The sequence below is a fragment of the Noviherbaspirillum sp. genome, assembly GCF_035254865.1.
Lineage (GTDB): Bacteria > Pseudomonadota > Gammaproteobacteria > Burkholderiales > Burkholderiaceae_D > Noviherbaspirillum.
In genome coordinates this window covers 18,522-33,622 of the sequence record NZ_DATFAF010000048.1, presented here as the reverse complement: position 1 = coordinate 33,622, position 15,101 = coordinate 18,522, and the positions used below count along the sequence as shown (strand labels likewise).

Annotated in this window: 15 protein-coding genes; 4 read left to right on the top strand and 11 right to left on the bottom strand. The window is 59.6% G+C overall.

Annotated features, from left to right (window positions below; genetic code table 11):
• Window position 1 precedes the first annotated feature (1 nt).
• Together gspF and VJ651_RS12525 are read left to right on the top strand one after the other, a co-directional pair.
• Window positions 2–1,222 carry a type II secretion system inner membrane protein GspF gene (gene gspF, locus VJ651_RS12530; protein ID WP_324107773.1) on the top strand — a complete coding sequence of 407 codons (1,221 nt, stop codon included), beginning with the start codon at window positions 2–4 and terminating at the stop codon, window positions 1,220–1,222.
• 23 nt (window positions 1,223–1,245) lie between these two features.
• Window positions 1,246–2,082 carry a type II secretion system protein N gene (locus VJ651_RS12525; RefSeq protein WP_324107772.1) on the top strand — a complete coding sequence of 279 codons (837 nt, stop codon included), beginning with the start codon at window positions 1,246–1,248 and terminating at the stop codon, window positions 2,080–2,082.
• Between the two features lie 27 nt (window positions 2,083–2,109).
• Here the strand turns inward: VJ651_RS12525 and VJ651_RS12520 are convergent, their stop codons facing one another.
• The 5 genes from VJ651_RS12520 to dksA form a co-directional block, all read right to left on the bottom strand.
• Window positions 2,110–2,307 carry a hypothetical protein gene (locus VJ651_RS12520; protein WP_324107771.1) on the bottom strand — a complete coding sequence of 66 codons (198 nt, stop codon included), beginning with the start codon at window positions 2,305–2,307 and terminating at the stop codon, window positions 2,110–2,112.
• 45 nt (window positions 2,308–2,352) lie between these two features.
• Window positions 2,353–3,696 (bottom strand): ATP-dependent protease ATPase subunit HslU, encoded by a 1,344-nt coding sequence (gene hslU, locus VJ651_RS12515; protein ID WP_324107770.1) that lies wholly within the window; start codon window positions 3,694–3,696, stop codon window positions 2,353–2,355.
• A 27-nt stretch (window positions 3,697–3,723) separates the two neighbouring features.
• Window positions 3,724–4,260 carry an ATP-dependent protease subunit HslV gene (gene hslV / locus VJ651_RS12510; RefSeq protein WP_136413480.1) on the bottom strand — a complete coding sequence of 179 codons (537 nt, stop codon included), beginning with the start codon at window positions 4,258–4,260 and terminating at the stop codon, window positions 3,724–3,726.
• Window positions 4,261–4,454: 194 nt separating this feature from the next.
• Window positions 4,455–5,897 (bottom strand): hypothetical protein, encoded by a 1,443-nt coding sequence (locus VJ651_RS12505; protein ID WP_324107769.1) that lies wholly within the window; start codon window positions 5,895–5,897, stop codon window positions 4,455–4,457.
• Between the two features lie 453 nt (window positions 5,898–6,350).
• Window positions 6,351–6,839, bottom strand: coding sequence for an RNA polymerase-binding protein DksA (gene dksA, locus VJ651_RS12500; protein ID WP_247869483.1), 489 nt, complete (start codon window positions 6,837–6,839; stop codon window positions 6,351–6,353).
• Window positions 6,840–6,897: 58 nt separating this feature from the next.
• On the opposite strand from dksA, the gene VJ651_RS12495 reads away from it, so the two are divergent.
• Complete coding sequence (locus tag VJ651_RS12495) at window positions 6,898–7,461, top strand: hypothetical protein (RefSeq protein WP_324107768.1); 564 nt, start codon at window positions 6,898–6,900, stop codon at window positions 7,459–7,461.
• Window positions 7,462–7,480: 19 nt separating this feature from the next.
• Here VJ651_RS12495 and VJ651_RS12490 read toward each other — a convergent pair whose 3' ends face one another.
• The 6 genes from VJ651_RS12490 to VJ651_RS12465 form a co-directional block, all read right to left on the bottom strand.
• Window positions 7,481–8,521, bottom strand: coding sequence for a GTP-binding protein (locus VJ651_RS12490; protein ID WP_324107767.1), 1,041 nt, complete (start codon window positions 8,519–8,521; stop codon window positions 7,481–7,483).
• 16 nt (window positions 8,522–8,537) lie between these two features.
• Entirely contained in the window at window positions 8,538–9,053 is a 516-nt protein-coding gene (locus VJ651_RS12485; RefSeq protein ID WP_414691342.1) for a Fur family transcriptional regulator, read from the bottom strand.
• Window positions 9,054–9,145: 92 nt separating this feature from the next.
• A complete protein-coding gene (locus tag VJ651_RS12480; RefSeq protein ID WP_324107766.1) occupies window positions 9,146–10,348 on the bottom strand; it encodes a class I SAM-dependent rRNA methyltransferase in 1,203 nt (400 codons plus the stop codon).
• Window positions 10,349–10,437: 89 nt separating this feature from the next.
• Complete coding sequence (gene xerC, locus VJ651_RS12475; protein WP_324107765.1) at window positions 10,438–11,400, bottom strand: tyrosine recombinase XerC; 963 nt, start codon at window positions 11,398–11,400, stop codon at window positions 10,438–10,440.
• Window positions 11,401–11,417: 17 nt separating this feature from the next.
• Window positions 11,418–12,086, bottom strand: a complete 669-nt coding sequence (locus VJ651_RS12470; RefSeq protein WP_324107764.1) for a DUF484 family protein — start codon at window positions 12,084–12,086, stop codon at window positions 11,418–11,420.
• A gap of 148 nt (window positions 12,087–12,234) precedes the next feature.
• Window positions 12,235–13,239 (bottom strand): porin, encoded by a 1,005-nt coding sequence (locus VJ651_RS12465; protein WP_324107763.1) that lies wholly within the window; start codon window positions 13,237–13,239, stop codon window positions 12,235–12,237.
• Between the two features lie 333 nt (window positions 13,240–13,572).
• Between VJ651_RS12465 and VJ651_RS12460 the strand changes: the two genes are divergently transcribed.
• The gene (locus VJ651_RS12460) at window positions 13,573–15,084 is read left to right on the top strand and encodes a hypothetical protein (protein WP_324107762.1); all 1,512 of its coding nucleotides are present in this window, start codon (window positions 13,573–13,575) and stop codon (window positions 15,082–15,084) included.
• Window positions 15,085–15,101 lie beyond the last annotated feature (17 nt).

Genomic DNA, 15,101 nt, shown 5'->3' with positions numbered 1-15,101 from the left:
GATGCCGGCATTCCGCTACGAAGCCGTCGATGCCGCAGGGGCCACCAAGAAGGGCGTGGTCAATGCCGACAGTGCGCGCTCGGCGCGCTCGGACCTGCGCTCGCAAGGCTTGGTGCCCATCGTGGTCGATGCCATCGCCACCCAGGTCGATGAGCTGGGGCAGACCAGGATCCGGGCTTTCGGCGACCGCTTGTCGACCACCGAGCTTGCCCTTTTTACGCGCCAGCTCGCCAGCCTGCTCGAAGCCAGTTTGCCGCTGGAACAAGCCTTCACCGCCTTGCTGGAACAAGCCGAGCGACCCTACGTGCGCGATCTGGTGGCATCGATCCGTTCCGAAGTGATGGGCGGCGCCTCCTTGTCCGACGCCTTGTCGCGACATCCGCGCGACTTCGCCGATATCTATCGCGCGCTGGTCGCATCCGGCGAACAGATCGGCCAGTTGTCGCATGTGCTGTCGCGTCTGGCCGACTATATCGAGCGTCGCAATTCGCTGGTGCAAAAGGTGCGGCTTGCATTCACCTATCCGGCCATCGTGACGGTCGTGGCATTTTCCATCGTGATCTTCCTGCTTGCCTATGTGGTGCCGCAGATCGTGTCGGTCTTTGCGAACACCAAGCAGAAGCTGCCGATCCTGACCGTCATCATGCTGGCGATTTCCGATTTCGTGCGCAGTTATGGCTGGATCGTCCTGCTGGCTCTTGTCGGCGGTTTGTTCGCATGGCGCACGGCATTGAAGAATCCGGACGTCAAGTATCGCTGGCATCGCTGGCTGTTGAATGCACCGTTGTATGGCAAGTTCGAACGCAGCCTGAACACCGCGCGTTTCGCCAGCACGCTGGCCATCACGACCGGTTCCGGCGTGCCCATACTGCGAGCGCTGCAAACCAGCCGCGATACACTCTCCAACGTCGCGATGCGCGAACAGGTGGAAGAAGCGACCAACAGTGTGCGCGAGGGCGTGGGCCTGGCGCGCGCACTATCAGCGCACAAGCATTTCCCGCCGATGCTGATTCACATGATTCGTGCCGGCGAGGTGACCGGCGAATTGCCCCAGATGCTTGAGCGGGCATCGAACGCGCAGGAACAGGATCTGGAACGGCGCGCGATGACGATCGCCGGCTTGCTGGAACCGGCGCTGATCCTGGTAATGGGCGTGGTGGTCTTGCTGATTGTGTTGGCGGTGTTGATGCCGATTATCGAAATCAACCAACTGGTGCGATAACAAAACAAATAAAAAGGAATGTGATGAAGCGCTTGCCGCTTGCTGCGAGTTTCTTGATGTTCATTGCCCTGTGCGCCTCAGCCGCCTATTGGGCGATGCAGTTGTTCAAGCCGCCGGTGCGCCCTGTTGCGCCGCCGGTGCGCGTTGCCGCGGCGGATGTACACCCGGATGCGGCCGCAGCATTGTTTGGCGGGCGCTCAGGGCCGGTTGCGGTTGCCAGCAACTATCAACTGAGAGGCGTGATCTTCTCCGGCAATCCGCACGACAGCATTGCGATCCTGAGCGCCGACGGCAAGCCGGCACAGTCGGTGCGGGTCGACGCCGAAGTCGTACCGGGCGTCAAGGTAAAAGAGGTGCACCGCGGGTATGTCTTGCTATCCGAAGGAGGAAGCACCAAACGGGTGGAGTTGCCCGAGAATGCGAAAGGGCAGGGCGGTATTGCGATGACGCCATCGGGGAGTCCGGCATCGCCGGCTCCGGTCCAGAGTCCGGCGGTATCCGGTCGGCCCGGGCAAATGACGCCGCCGGCGGCAACGACCGCGCCACCGACCATGGTCGTGAGTCCGCCTCCCTCGGCCCAAACACAGACGCAAACGACTGCCAACGGATCGGGAAGCTCGGCTGCTGCCATGCCTGCACCAACGGCTGGACTGCCGTCTCCGGTCGTCACGCCGACACCCGTGCCTGCGCCAATGACACCGATTCCGGCGACACCTCAAGTCGTCACGCCCGCACCGGTTCCCGCGCCAGGCCCGCAAAACGCTGCGCCGGCCGCGCCCGCGACACAGCCCTACGCACCCTTCACGAACCCGGTTCCGCCGGGTACGGCCGGACCGAACACGCCTTTGCAAAGCCGCTGATCGCGGCAGACGAGCGCGAGTCCTGCGCTAGTCGTCGGACTCACCGATCACTTTCTTCAACAGGCGTTGCTGCAATTGCCTACCTGCGGACTCGGATTTTTGATGAGATCCGGCGACGCGTTGTTTTGCCGCCAGCGCAATCGGATTGCGCGGCTTCAGCGCCCGTTGCGAGGGCTCGACCCGGATGATCATCTTCTGCCGTTTCGAGAGTGCCTTGTTAGCCATGATGAAATGATGCAAGGCGGACCGTCGGGCCCGCCTTGACTGCGCTTACAACACGTAGCGCGACAAGTCTTCGTTGTCGGACAGCGCGCCGAGTTTGTCGTCCACATACGCGGCGTCGATCGAGATGGTCTTGCCGGAGGATTCGCTGGCCGTAAACGACACTTCTTCCAGCAGCTTCTCCATCACGGTGTACAGTCGCCGCGCGCCGATATTTTCGGTTTTTTCATTCACCGAAAACGCGATTTCCGCCATGCGCTGGATGCCGTCCTGGGTGAATTCGATCTTCACGCCTTCGGTATCGAGCAATGCTTCATACTGCCGCGTGAGGCAGGCATCGGTGCTGGTCAGGATGCGCTCGAAGTCCGCAATCGACAAGGATTCCAGTTCGACGCGGATCGGAAAACGTCCCTGCAACTCCGGAATCAGGTCGGAAGGCTTGGCAAGATGAAACGCGCCTGAGGCGATGAACAGGATGTGGTCGGTCTTGATCATGCCGTACTTGGTATTGACCGTCGTGCCTTCCACCAGCGGCAGCAGATCGCGCTGAACGCCCGCACGGGACACGTCGGCTCCGCCGACTTCGGAGCGGCTCGCGATCTTGTCGATCTCGTCGAGGAACACGATGCCGTTCTGCTCGACGTTCGCAATCGCCTTCTGCTTGAGTTCGTCATCGTTGATCAGCTTGGCGGCCTCTTCCTCGATCAGGAGCTTCATCGCTTCCTTGATCTTTACCTTGCGCTTCTTCTTGCGCGATGCGCCGAGCCCGGAAAACATCGACTTGATCTGCTCCGTCATTTCTTCCATGCCGGGCGGCGCCATGATTTCCATGTGCGGACCGGTATCGGCTACTTCGATTTCGATCTCGCGGTCGTCGAGGGCGCCTTCGCGCAAGCGCTTGCGGAAAGTCTGGCGCGTCGTGTTGCCGGCCGGTTCGCCTTCGTTCGCGTTGGGCGAAGCACTGAAACCGAAATCACGTGCCGGGGGCAGCAGGACGTCGAGGATACGATCTTCCGCAGCATCTTCCGCAAGCGTGCGCACCTTGCGCATTTCCGACTCGCGTGTTTGCTTGATGCCGATGTCGATCAGATCGCGGATGATGGTGTCCACATCCCGACCGACATAACCGACCTCGGTAAACTTGGTGGCTTCGATCTTGATGAAGGGGGCGTCGGCCAGTTTCGCCAGGCGACGTGCGATCTCGGTCTTGCCCACGCCGGTCGGGCCGATCATCAAGATATTCTTGGGCGTGATTTCGTGACGCAGAGGTTCCGTCACTTGCTGACGGCGCCAACGGTTGCGCAAGGCGATCGCCACCGCGCGCTTGGCACGCGACTGGCCGACCACGTGCTTGTCCAGTTCGGAAACTATCTCTTGGGGAGTCATGTTCATGATGAAATGTGGACGCGTCGCTGCGCGTCAGTCGAGGGTTTCGATGGTGTGCGACAGATTGGTGTAGATGCACAGTTCGCCGGCAATCGTCAGGGCTTTCTTCACGATCTCGACCGGTGACAGTTCCGTGTTGTCCTGCAGGGCCTTGGCTGCGGATTGCGCGTAGGCGCCGCCAGAGCCGATCGCGCCGATACCGCTTTCCGGCTCCAGCACATCGCCATTGCCGGTAATGATGAGCGTCGATTCACGGTCCGCCACCAGCAGCATCGCTTCCAGGCGGCGCAGGATGCGGTCGGTGCGCCAATCCTTGGCCAGCTCCACCGAGGCACGCATCAGATTGCCCTGGTGCTTCTCGAGCTTGCCTTCAAAGCGCTCGATCAGCGTGAACGCATCGGCAGTGCCACCGGCAAATCCTGCCAATACCTTGCCCTGATACAGCTTGCGCACCTTCCGCGCAGTGCCTTTCATGACGATATTGCCGAGCGTTACCTGGCCATCGCCGCCCAGGGCGACAATATTGCCGCGACGCACGGACAGGATGGTCGTGCCGTGAAATTGTTCCATGCTTGCCTCTGAAGTGAATGTTGATGTGCAATCTCACTGCAAATAAGGGCTGTGTGCTGGATTACAAGTAGTGTAGCCGACGGATCGCCAAGTGCCGGCCCCCATGGGCAGATGTGCGTCGCGAGGGGGCAATGGTGGCCGCTTTCCGCAGACACCTTCAGCCGGCGTAGAAGCACCGGGTCGTGAATGGGATGTCAGTTCTTGCGCGGAACGATGCGCACCACGTCTTTGAGGCCGATCATGGCGAACAATTCCGCAACGAGGTGGTTGACGTGGTGGAATTCGATAAGCTTGCCATTGCCGCAGAAGGGCGCGAGACCGGTCAGCATCCGGCCGGCGGCGTTGAAATCGACGCGCGCCAGTTGCGAGCAGTCGACGATCGCCGGGCTGTGCTCGTCCGAATAGGCTGCGATCGCCAGGATCAGGTTATCGATCTTTCCCTCGATCAGCGCCGGCATCATGAAGGCTTCCTGGGTCTGGGCGTTGGCTGGCGCTTCGGCTGCGGCGGTGGTTACCTTGTTTTTCGGCGCGACGAAGGCCGGAGGGGAGACTTCGAAGGTGACGCAGTAATCGATGCTGGCCTCCTCGAATTCACTCTCGCGGTTCAGCAGGCGCAGAATTTCCAGCAGCAACAGCCAGGAATCTTCGCTGTCGTCGCGCCGTCCCACTTCCAGGATGGCGCGGATCTTTGCAGCCAGTTCCGGCGCGCCCACCAGAATCAGTTCATGCCCTGATTTCTGCAGCTTTTTCAGCTCACCCAGCAACAGTCGACATCCACTCGGAGCAACTTCGGAGATACGCATGAACTCAAGGCGCAGCACACGATGGCTTTCGGCCAGCTTTTGCAGGCGCTCAATCAACTTTGCACTGTTGTCATCGAGTTTGCCGGAAAAAGTCACCATCGGGACTGCACTCGACGCCGCATTGTTGCGAACGCCTTGCTGGCAGATGCCGGTCCATGCCGGCGGTGAGGTTTCGAACTTGTTCGCGTATGCGATGGATAGTTGTTCGAATTCCTGCTGCTTTCCGAGCGTCTGGTACAGGTCAAACAGCATCCACCATGCGGTACGCGTCATGCTGCCGAGATTGTCTGCTTCGGTCGCGGCGCGCAGCATCTGCTCCACCATTTCATTCTGACCGTTTGCGTAGAGCACCGCGGCCTCTTCGAGCAGTGCGGTGGCCTCGGAAGTCGGCGAGGCGACATTGCTGACGGCGGTCTCTCCGCCCAGCAGGAATTCGGTGGTGGTGCCGAAGTCATCCTCAGCCTGCCTGGCTGCTGGTGGCGGTGGCGAGGGTTCCTTTTTTTTCGATTCGGCTTGCGGTGTTTGTTGCGGCGCTGCTACAGGGCGGGGTTTGGGAGGCGGAGGCGCGATGGTCTGGGGGCCGGGAATTGTCTTGCCGGTTTGCGTCGTCGTCACATTCACGAATTCCGACGACATCTCCGATTCGATGGCGTCGATCTTTTGCGCAGTCGCGAGAGCTGCCTGCGCATCGCGCTTGGCCGATTGCGGGCGGGCGCCGGCCTTGCTGCTGTCAGTGCGAGGCGAGTTTGTCTGGCGTTTTGCGCGAGAGGCATCCTTGTCCGCAGGCTTGGCCTGCTGACCGCCCTTCTTGCCAAAAAGCGAAAAAATCCCCACGTTTTCCCTGAGCTGATTATTGTTTGATTCTCCTGCAATAACTTGTGCAGAAGAATTTCATAGTAAAGGTAACACAAATCGCGCGCGGACTTGTCATTACAGCGGTTGGGTGATTGTTTGTCAAACGCCGCGTATTTCACTGTCCGCGGAGAACGAGGGCCGTCGCGGCGTCGCAGGCCGCGCGACGATGCCAATTCGCCCAGATCGGGCGGCACTCATGCATCCGTGATGGCATCGCGAATAGGCGCTTTCTCAACAAGCAGAGAACTCAAGCAAGAGATCCAGCGATAGCGGGATTGCCAGCACGCCGCGCCTTGGATGTCGCTTCTTCCGGGCCGGCGTGCAGCCCGCCGGAAGAGGCCGGAAGAGGCCGGAAAAACAAACAAGCGTACGCTGCAACGCAACGTACGCTTGTTGTGAAAATGCCGAACCCGTTGGCGGGTTCTCCGGCGATCAATCGCCGTACAGCTTTTGCTTGAGTTCGCGGCGCTGTTGCGCTTCCAGCGACAAGGTCGCAGTCGGACGTGCCAGCAGGCGCGGGATGCCGATCGGCTCGCCGGTCTCTTCACACCAGCCGTATTCGCCAGCATCGATGCTGGCAATGGACTGTTGTACTTTCTTCAGCAGTTTGCGTTCACGATCGCGTGTACGCAATTCAAGCGCATGCTCCTCTTCGATGGTTGCACGGTCGGCGGGATCGGGCACCAGCACGGTTTCGCGCAAGTGCTCGGTCGTTTCGCCGGCGTTCTTCAGCAGTTCCCGCTCCAGGGCCTGCAGGCGCGCCTTGAAGAAGGCCAACTGGGCCTCGTTCATATAGTCCTTGTCGCTCATCTTGAGGATTTCCTCTTCGGTCAACAAGGTGCCGTCAGCCGGCGCGGCGGGGGTCGATTTCGTTGTTTTGGTAGCCACTTCGCGTACTTTCGAAACTACGGGTTTTTCCATTTTATCCATGAATCCGGGGCTTTCATTGTTACCGCTCATAGAAGCACCGGATGCCTCCTTGGAACTCCGAGCCGAAGCCGGGATGCGTGATGCAGGCTTCGATTCAGTTGCTCCATTGGCCGTTTTCGGGGCGACGCTGTTGACGGCTGCGCGCGTTGCCGCAGTCATTGTCTCTTTCGCCGCTGTCCCCGTGACGGCGGTTTTTGCCGCTGGTTTGGCGGCGGATTTTACACTGTTTTTTACCGTGGCTTTGCTTGGTTTGGCAATTGGCTTTGTCGCGGCAGTGGAAGTCTTCGAGCCCGGCTTGGGCGTGGTCGTTGTGGTCGTCGCTTGCTTGCGTGCAGCCGTTTTCAGCAAGGGCTTCTTGGCAGATGCGGTATCCGTCGTGCTCTTCGATGCGGCAGTTTTTGCTGCTCCCTTGACGCTCTTGGCCGCTGTGCCCTTTGTGGCGGATCTTGTAACGGTTGCGCTCATGTTTTCCTCTGAAAAAGAACCGCTCGACCTGTTCGCCTCCTGCCTGAAAAACGTCACACCCGCTGTTTCAGTGAGATTCGAATCGTATCGGGCGCCGCTTGCGACATTTTTCCACGCATATTGCCAAACGACCACCTCCGCTGCTTGAACCTACATCAAACGTTAGTTTATACCAAACACTGTTCCAGACCGCGAATAAAAGTTTCTGCCGGAAGATTTTTCCCGATGAACACCATTTTGCTGCCGCGCGCTTCGTTTTCGGGCCATTTTGCGCCAATATCGGTGCCCATCATCTGATGGACGCCCTGGAACACGACCTTGCGATCCGCGCCATCCATCCACAGTACGCCCTTGTAGCGCAGCATTCGCGGGCCGAAGACCTGCACCAGATTGCCTAGAAATTCGTCGAGCTTGGCGGTATCGAACGGTCGATCGCTCTTGAAGACAAAAGCGGCGATTTCGTCCGAATGGTGCGAATGATGATGATCATGATGCCCATGGTCGTGATCGCAATGATCGCCGCACGCATGATGTTCGTGATCGTGCTCGTCTTCAGCGAGAAAGTCGGGATCGATTTCCAGCTTGTCGTTCAGGTTGAAGCCGCGCAGGTCAAAGACGTCGCTGATCGGGATCTGGCCGAAATCGACCTTGCCGATCGGTGCGCGCGGATTGATGCGCTTCAGGCGCGAGATCAGCATATCGACTTCATCACTGCTGACTAGGTCGGTCTTGGACAGCAGCAGCTTGTCCGCGAATCCGACTTGTCTTTGCGCTTCTTCGTGTTCATCGAGTTGCTGCATCGCGTGCTTGGCGTCGACCACGGTAATCACGGCATCGAGCATGTAGTGCGCGGCAACTTCATCGTCCATGAAAAAGGTTTGCGCAACCGGACCGGGATTGGCCAGTCCGGTGGTTTCGATCACGATATGGTCGAAACTCAATTCGCCCGCATCGCGCTTTTGCGCCAGCGCGCCAAGCGCGAGAATGAGGTCGCCGCGCACCGTGCAGCAGACGCAGCCGTTGCTCATCTCGACGATCTGCTCATTGCTTTCCTGGACCAGGATTTCGTTGTCGATATTCTCCTGTCCGAATTCGTTTTCGATTACCGCGATCCTGTGGCCGTGCGGCTCGCGCAGGACGCGGTTGAGCAATGTGGTTTTGCCGGCGCCGAGAAAGCCGGTCAGTATGGTTGCAGGTACCAGGTTCATGTGCTGTCCGTCGATTTCAATGCGCGCAATCGGCGCACCATCCCTTGATTGTGAATTCAATATCGTGGCTCTGGAAGCCTTTTCCAAGGCTTTCGTGCAGCGCATCCCGCAGCAATCCCGCCTCGCCTATGCTGTCCAGGCAGAATACCTTGGCGCAGCGCGTGCATTTGAAGTGTCCGTGCTGATGATGCGGCACATGGGCATCTTGCCGCACGCTGCGATGTTCGGCACCGGCGCTGTAGCGGAATACGCGATCGTCGCCCGCAATCTTGTGCGCCAGTCCGGCGTCGGTCAGGCAATCGAGCGCGCGGTAGAGCGTCACGCGGTCCATGTCCGCCAGCGCGTCCTGCACGTCCTGATGAGTAAAGGCGCGCGGCGCATCCAGCAGCGCCGTCAGCACTCTTACCCGCGCAGAAGTCACGCGCACCGACGCGCTTCGCAGCTGGGCTTCGGCGAGCGCCATCGCATTCGTCACATCGGTCTTTCGGGTCGCCCGCGGCGGGCGCGAGGCTGACTTGGCTTTGCTGCTCATTGATTTGTTGCAATGAAAAACAAGAGCCCGAGATTATGACTTAGTTTCGCAATCCGCCCACAAAAATTGACGTTGATGCAATTCAAATGCACTCATGGTTTGTGCAACATCAAGCCCTTCAGGTATTCCCCCTCGGGAAAACTGGTGGTCATCGGGTGATCGACCCCGGCGGAGAGGCGCTTGAGGATGTGTGCGTCGACCTTGGCGTCGTTGGCGGCGCCGGCCACGATTTTCTGGAAAAGATCGGCGCTGATCGCACCCGAGCAGGAGTAGGTAAACAGAAATCCGCCCTCGCGCAGCAATTGGAAGCCAAGCAGGTTGATGTCCTTGTAAGCGCGCGCAGCGCGATCGACATGATCGGGCGAAGAGGCGAACTTCGGCGGATCGAGCACGATCATGTCGAAGGATTTTCCCTGTTCGCGCAGGGAGCGCAGCGTCTTGAACACGTCGGCATCCCACCATTCCGCCTTGGCGGTGTCGAAACCGTTGAGTGCCATGTTGCGCTGTCCGACGGCAAGCGCTTCGCCGGAGGAGTCGATCGAAATCACGCTCTTTGCGCCGCCTTTCAGCGCCGCCAGCGAGAAGCCGCCGGTGTAGCAGAAACAGTTCAATACATCGCGTTCGGAAGCGTGTTCCATCACCAGCTTGCGGTTGTCGCGCTGGTCGATATAAAAACCGGTTTTATGGCCGGTCTTGATATCGACCGCGTAGCGCACCCCGTTTTCGGTCACCAGGGTTTCTGCGTCCGGTTCGTTGCCAGCCAGTGTGCCGGTCACGAGCGGCAAGCCTTCGCGCTCGCGTACCGACGCGTCGGAACGCTCGTAGACGTTGGGGCAGCCGGTTTCGGCGATCAATGCTTGCATGATCGCGACCTTCCACGCTTCGACGCCAGCCGACTGGAACTGGCAAACCAGCCAGCCCGGCTTGCCGCCGTACCAGTCAACCACGAGTCCGGGGAAGCCGTCCGCTTCGCCGAAGATCACGCGTATCGCGTCCGTGTCTCGCACATTCGCCATGCGATAGGCGAGTGCCTTTTTTATGCGGCGCTTGATCAGCGCATGATCGATCGGTTCGTTTTCGTTGAAGCTCCAGACGCGCGCGCGGATCTGCGATTTCGGACTGAATGCGGCGCGTGCCAGGAATTGGCCGGAGGAGGATTGCACCAGTGCTGTAGTGCCGGGCTTGTTCTTTTCTTCCGGCTTGCCTTCGACGCGGTCGATCGCAGTCGGAAAGATCCAGGGGTGGCGGCGCAGCAGACTTTTTTCCTTGCCGGGCTTGAGAGTAATGGTAAGCATGAGGTCATTCCAGGATAGGGAGTGTCCACGGAAGACAAGAAATTTCCACGCGGTCATTTCTCCGCGTGTTCCGTGTCTTCCGCGGCGCATTAGATTTTGTCTTTTTTTCTTGCTCGCGGATGGGCGGCATCATACACCTGCGCGAGACGCTGGAAGTCGAGCGAGGTGTAGACCTGCGTGGCGGCAATCGATGCGTGGCCCAGCATTTCCTGCACCGCGCGCAGGTCGCCGGAAGATTGCAGCACATGGGAGGCGAAGGAGTGGCGCAGCACATGCGGATGCACATTGGCTGGAATGCCGAGTGATTGCGCATGCGCTTTCAGCCGCAGCTGGATGACGCGCGGCGACATGCGCGTGCCGCGTTCGGTCAGAAAAAGCGGATGCGGATCGATCTTGACGAGAGTGTCGCGTGCCGCCAGCCAGGCAGTGATTGCCTGTAGCGCCGCTTGGCCGACGGGTACTTTGCGCTGCTTGTTGCCCTTGCCGGTGACGCTCACCTCGCGTTCGTCAAAATCGATCCAGCCGGCCGATTCATAGTTGCCTTCCTTGACGAAGCGCAGGTCCAGTGCCGCCAGCTCCGATACGCGCAGACCGCTTGAGTACAACAGCTCGAACATCGCGTGATTGCAAAGCTGACTGGGGGAATTGGCGTCGCGTCCAGGACTGCTTTCGGCCACCACCCGCACTGCATCGTCAGCCGAGAGTGCTTTCGGAAGCGGCTTATCGCGCTTCGGCGCCTTGATGCCCTCTACCGGGTTGGCGGGCAAGGTGTCGTGTTCCGCCAGCCACTCATAGAATCCGCGCCAGGCGGACAGCTTGCGCGCGATCGATCGCGCGTTCAAGCCTTTCGCATGAAGTTGTGCGGCGAATTTGCGAATATGGAAATGCGAGATTGCGCAAAGTGCCGGATTGCCGGGCAGCGTGTCGGTCAGCGCGACCAGTTCCACCAGGTCGCGCCGGTAATTGCTGATGGTGTGCGACGACAGCTTGCGCTGCTTCTCGAGATTATCGAGATAGCTTGCGATGCGGGCGTGATTGATTGCGGCGTTCACGCTGAAGAGATCGCTCTCTAGTCAAGCAGGCAATTCATTGCCGCGCTCGCGGTTTCGCCGATCTTCGACAGGAAGTCGGTGGCCATGTCGGAAGTGAAACGATGCGGGTCGGGCGAGCCGAGCACCAGCAGGCCGAAGGCTTCCATTCCGGCGTCGTTGCGCAGGGGGAGCATCGCGATCGATTGAATGGATTCGGCATCGTCGATCCATGATGCGGCTTCGAAATCCTGGTTCGGGCCGCAGTAGGGCGCGGTCAGTCCGTTGCAGAAAATTTTCGCATCCTCGGATACTTCCGCGGCAAACCAGGTATGGGAATATTCTTCAGCCACACCCCAGATACGCAGGGTGGCGTGCGGCACCGAAAAGATCGTCTGCAAACCATTGATCAAGGTATGGGGCATGTCCACATCATTGCGTGCCATCAGCAGCGAGCGCGTCCATACCAGAAACTTTTGTGTGATCGCATCGTTTTCCTGCGCAATGCGCAGCAACTCCGACAGGCGCAGCTCCAGCGACTTGATTTTGTCCCGCAGAACTTCCATCTGCCGCTCTTGCAGCGAAACCGTGCGCCCAGCCACCGGACTGGTCAGCTTCACCCTTGCCAGCAGTTCGCTGTGCTCTTCGAAAAAATGCGGATTGTCCGACAGGTAGTCGGCGATGGCGGCGGAATCCAGATGTTGGCTCATGGGTGTCGGTTAGTGATGACGGGCAAGATCAGCGGTGATTTTAACCGACAACGCCAGGCATGCGGCGCCCATGTGTGCGACAAGCAAATAAAACAGGGCCGCCTGAGCGACCCTGTTTCACGATGCCTGTTGCACGTGCAGGGGGTGCTTAGAACAAATGGCGGACGCCGACATTGAACGCCTTGTCTCCGGTACCTGCCTCGGTTGCATTGCCAACGGTAAAGGCCGCGCCGTTCTTGTTGGTGATGCGGGCGTAGGAAGTGTAGAAGTTGGTGCGCTTGGAAACCGCGTGCGTATAGCCGAGCGCCCATTGATGCGCGTCGGCATTCAGAGCGGATCGGTCATCGCGACGTATATAGGATGCGAGAACCTTCCCGGGGCCGACCGGTGCGCTTACGCCCACCATGTAATCGCGATTGTCGACGGTACCAAAACCCTGGTCCCGCTGAAACGCGATATGGGCAGCCGCGACGCCAAAGTCCCACTTGCCGCCGATCATCGAATTACGCGCATCGTCGGTGCCCGTGGCGTTCTCCGTCCGATGGTGGACCAGCTTGACGACGGCCGGTCCGTTGACATAGCCTACGGCCGCACCCCATTGACGGTTGGCCCTATTGTTGCCTGCAACTTCACCGAATCCATAGGCGAGTTCGCCCGCGAATCCGCTCCATTCCGGCGTGGTGTACTTGAGCGTATTGTTCATGCGGACGCCGGTCGGCCCGGTACCGCCAGGGATCAGGTTTTCAATATTGCCTGCCAAGCCGGTGCCGAAGGGATCGACCTGATCCAGTGCGGTATGCAAAGGCGTGTACTGACGGCCGAACAGCAGATTCCCCCAATTGCCGCCCAGACCGACATAGGCTTGACGACCGAACAGGGTCCCGCCCTGACCCGAGGTGCCTGTATCGACATTGAATCCCGCTTCCAGCAGGAACTTCGCAGACAAGCCGCCGCCCAGATCTTCATTGCCCTTGAATCCGAGCCGCGAACCGTTCTGCACGCCACTGGTCAATTTCGTCACAGTTCCCGCCGGGCCGCCGCGCTCATTCACAATACCGGCGTCGACAAGGCCGTAGATGGTCGTGGACGTCTGAGCGGAAGCGGCGCTGGCAAGTGCGCCAAGCACAGCAAGTGCGATGAGTGACTTTTTCATTTTGCTCTGTCCTTATTAATAAAAAGTTTGCTGAATATCCGCATTAGCCGGATATGCCAACGGTAAGCGCTGGCACGCGCAAATTGCCCGTACTGGTGGGATGTTCGATGGCTGTTTGACCAAAAAACGAAAAGTCGGCTTCGGATGTGGTTTTTTTGTCACATTTTTGCCAGGAAAATTCAGGATATTTAGGTAATTTCCAGCAATTCACATTAATTGTCGCCAATCACTTTGAGTTTTGGTTTTATCGTCAAGGTTTGACCTCGCTCAGTCGTCGGGACATCTATCTGCGGAATACTGAAGCCAATCGAGTTTCCAATTTGGCAACAGTACATGGCAAATCGCGAGGAGCTGTTGATGATTCGCGCCGCACGCGCGGGTCAAGCGTCGGCACAATTGAATCTGGGAAGGCGCTACCTTTTCGGCGGCGCGGGCTTGCCGAAGAGTCTCGCAACGGCCTTGTATTGGCTGGATCGTGCCGCACAGCAAGACGAGCAGGACGCGTGGCTTTTGATCGGTCGCCACGTGCCGTACGAAACAGTCCGTCAGGCAACGCATCCGTCCAAGCTGTATGTCTGGTACGAAAGGGCGTTTGACGCCGGTGTGGCGCAGGCCGGACTTGTATTGGCAAAACTGGTGCTGGGGCAGGTCGATGGCGCGGTCGGCGAGGCCATGCGGGAAAAGGCCTTGCGTGCCTTGCACGCGGCCGCCCAGGCGGGGATTGCTGAAGCGCAGTGGCTGCTCGCGCAGTCATACGGCCACATGGACGCGCCGGCGCTTGATCGCCACGCGGACGATGAGCATCGCGCCGCGGATGACAAGGCCATGCTGGAATGGGCAATGCGGGCAGCCAACAGTGGCGTGCTCGACGCCCAGTATGCCTTGGCGGAACACGCCTGGGCGAGCGGCCAGCGTGACGAATTCCTGCGCTGGGCACTCCCGCTGGCGCTTGCCGCGGTGGAGCGGATTGCAGCACCAGGCGACGCATCGAAAGTCGATGTCAGCCTGGCGGGACGTTGTGCGAGGGCATTGTGCGAAGCAGGTGAATTCGGAGCCGACGTTCCGCGCTTGCTTGAATTCGCCGCCCGCGCAGGAGAGAGCGGCGCACAGCTTTCGTTGGGACTATGGCTGGCACGCATGGATTCCGGCGGCAAGCGCGTCGATGCGATTCCCGGCCCCGCAAACTACAAGAAAGGCATCCGCTGGTTGCTGGCGGCAGCGGAACAAGGAGAGGCCGATGCCTGGTTTGCGCTGTCGCGCATTTATCTGAAAGCGGAATGCTCGCAGCGCAATCTGACGGATGCGCGGCGATACCTTGAACGAGCAGCGCAAGCAGGGCACGGACTTGCGCAACTGGAGCTGGGGACCCAGTTATGGCGTCACCGCCGCGAAGATGAATTGAATGATGTGCGTGCACTGCGCTGGATGCAGCAGGCGCAGGCAAAGGGCGTCGCCGAAGCGGCGCAGTTGATTGGCAGGATCGCGGCGCCGCCGGAGCCTGCTCCGTGGGCGCAGGACATCCTGCCGCGCCTGACGCGAGAAATCACCGACCTCTATCCTCAGCTTGCAGCGCGCATCGAACTGGCGGCCTTGTTCGGCTTGTCGAGAATGGAGGCATTACTGATCGACCTGAAAGCGGCGGACCAGGGGCAGTGTCTGGTTGTCGACGTTCGTGCGCATCATCCGCACAGCAAACGCAGGCTGATCCTGGTGCGCAGCGCCGCCGAACGCCAGACACTCGACCGGCTGATCGGCGTGTTCGAGCACGTCGACTGCGGCCCTGACGGGCCGGAAGGCAATTACCGGCAGCGCTTGTACCGATTGAAGATGCTGGAACGCGGATGAATCGATTTCAGGAGCGG

What these genes read in the sequence shown, in the direction of transcription:
- gspF (WP_324107773.1), top strand. Translation starts at nt 2, where the DNA reads ATGCCGGCATTCCGCTACGAAGCCGTCGATGCCGCAGGGGCCACCAAG.
- VJ651_RS12525 (WP_324107772.1), top strand. Translation starts at nt 1,246, where the DNA reads ATGAAGCGCTTGCCGCTTGCTGCGAGTTTCTTGATGTTCATTGCCCTG.
- VJ651_RS12520 (WP_324107771.1), bottom strand. Translation starts at nt 2,307, where the DNA reads ATGGCTAACAAGGCACTCTCGAAACGGCAGAAGATGATCATCCGGGTC.
- hslU (WP_324107770.1), bottom strand. Translation starts at nt 3,696, where the DNA reads ATGAACATGACTCCCCAAGAGATAGTTTCCGAACTGGACAAGCACGTG.
- hslV (WP_136413480.1), bottom strand. Translation starts at nt 4,260, where the DNA reads ATGGAACAATTTCACGGCACGACCATCCTGTCCGTGCGTCGCGGCAAT.
- dksA (WP_247869483.1), bottom strand. Translation starts at nt 6,839, where the DNA reads ATGGAAAAACCCGTAGTTTCGAAAGTACGCGAAGTGGCTACCAAAACA.
- VJ651_RS12490 (WP_324107767.1), bottom strand. Translation starts at nt 8,521, where the DNA reads ATGAACCTGGTACCTGCAACCATACTGACCGGCTTTCTCGGCGCCGGC.
- VJ651_RS12485 (WP_414691342.1), bottom strand. Translation starts at nt 9,053, where the DNA reads ATGAGCAGCAAAGCCAAGTCAGCCTCGCGCCCGCCGCGGGCGACCCGA.
- VJ651_RS12480 (WP_324107766.1), bottom strand. Translation starts at nt 10,348, where the DNA reads ATGCTTACCATTACTCTCAAGCCCGGCAAGGAAAAAAGTCTGCTGCGC.
- VJ651_RS12470 (WP_324107764.1), bottom strand. Translation starts at nt 12,086, where the DNA reads ATGAGCCAACATCTGGATTCCGCCGCCATCGCCGACTACCTGTCGGAC.
- VJ651_RS12465 (WP_324107763.1), bottom strand. Translation starts at nt 13,239, where the DNA reads ATGAAAAAGTCACTCATCGCACTTGCTGTGCTTGGCGCACTTGCCAGC.
- VJ651_RS12460 (WP_324107762.1), top strand. Translation starts at nt 13,573, where the DNA reads ATGGCAAATCGCGAGGAGCTGTTGATGATTCGCGCCGCACGCGCGGGT.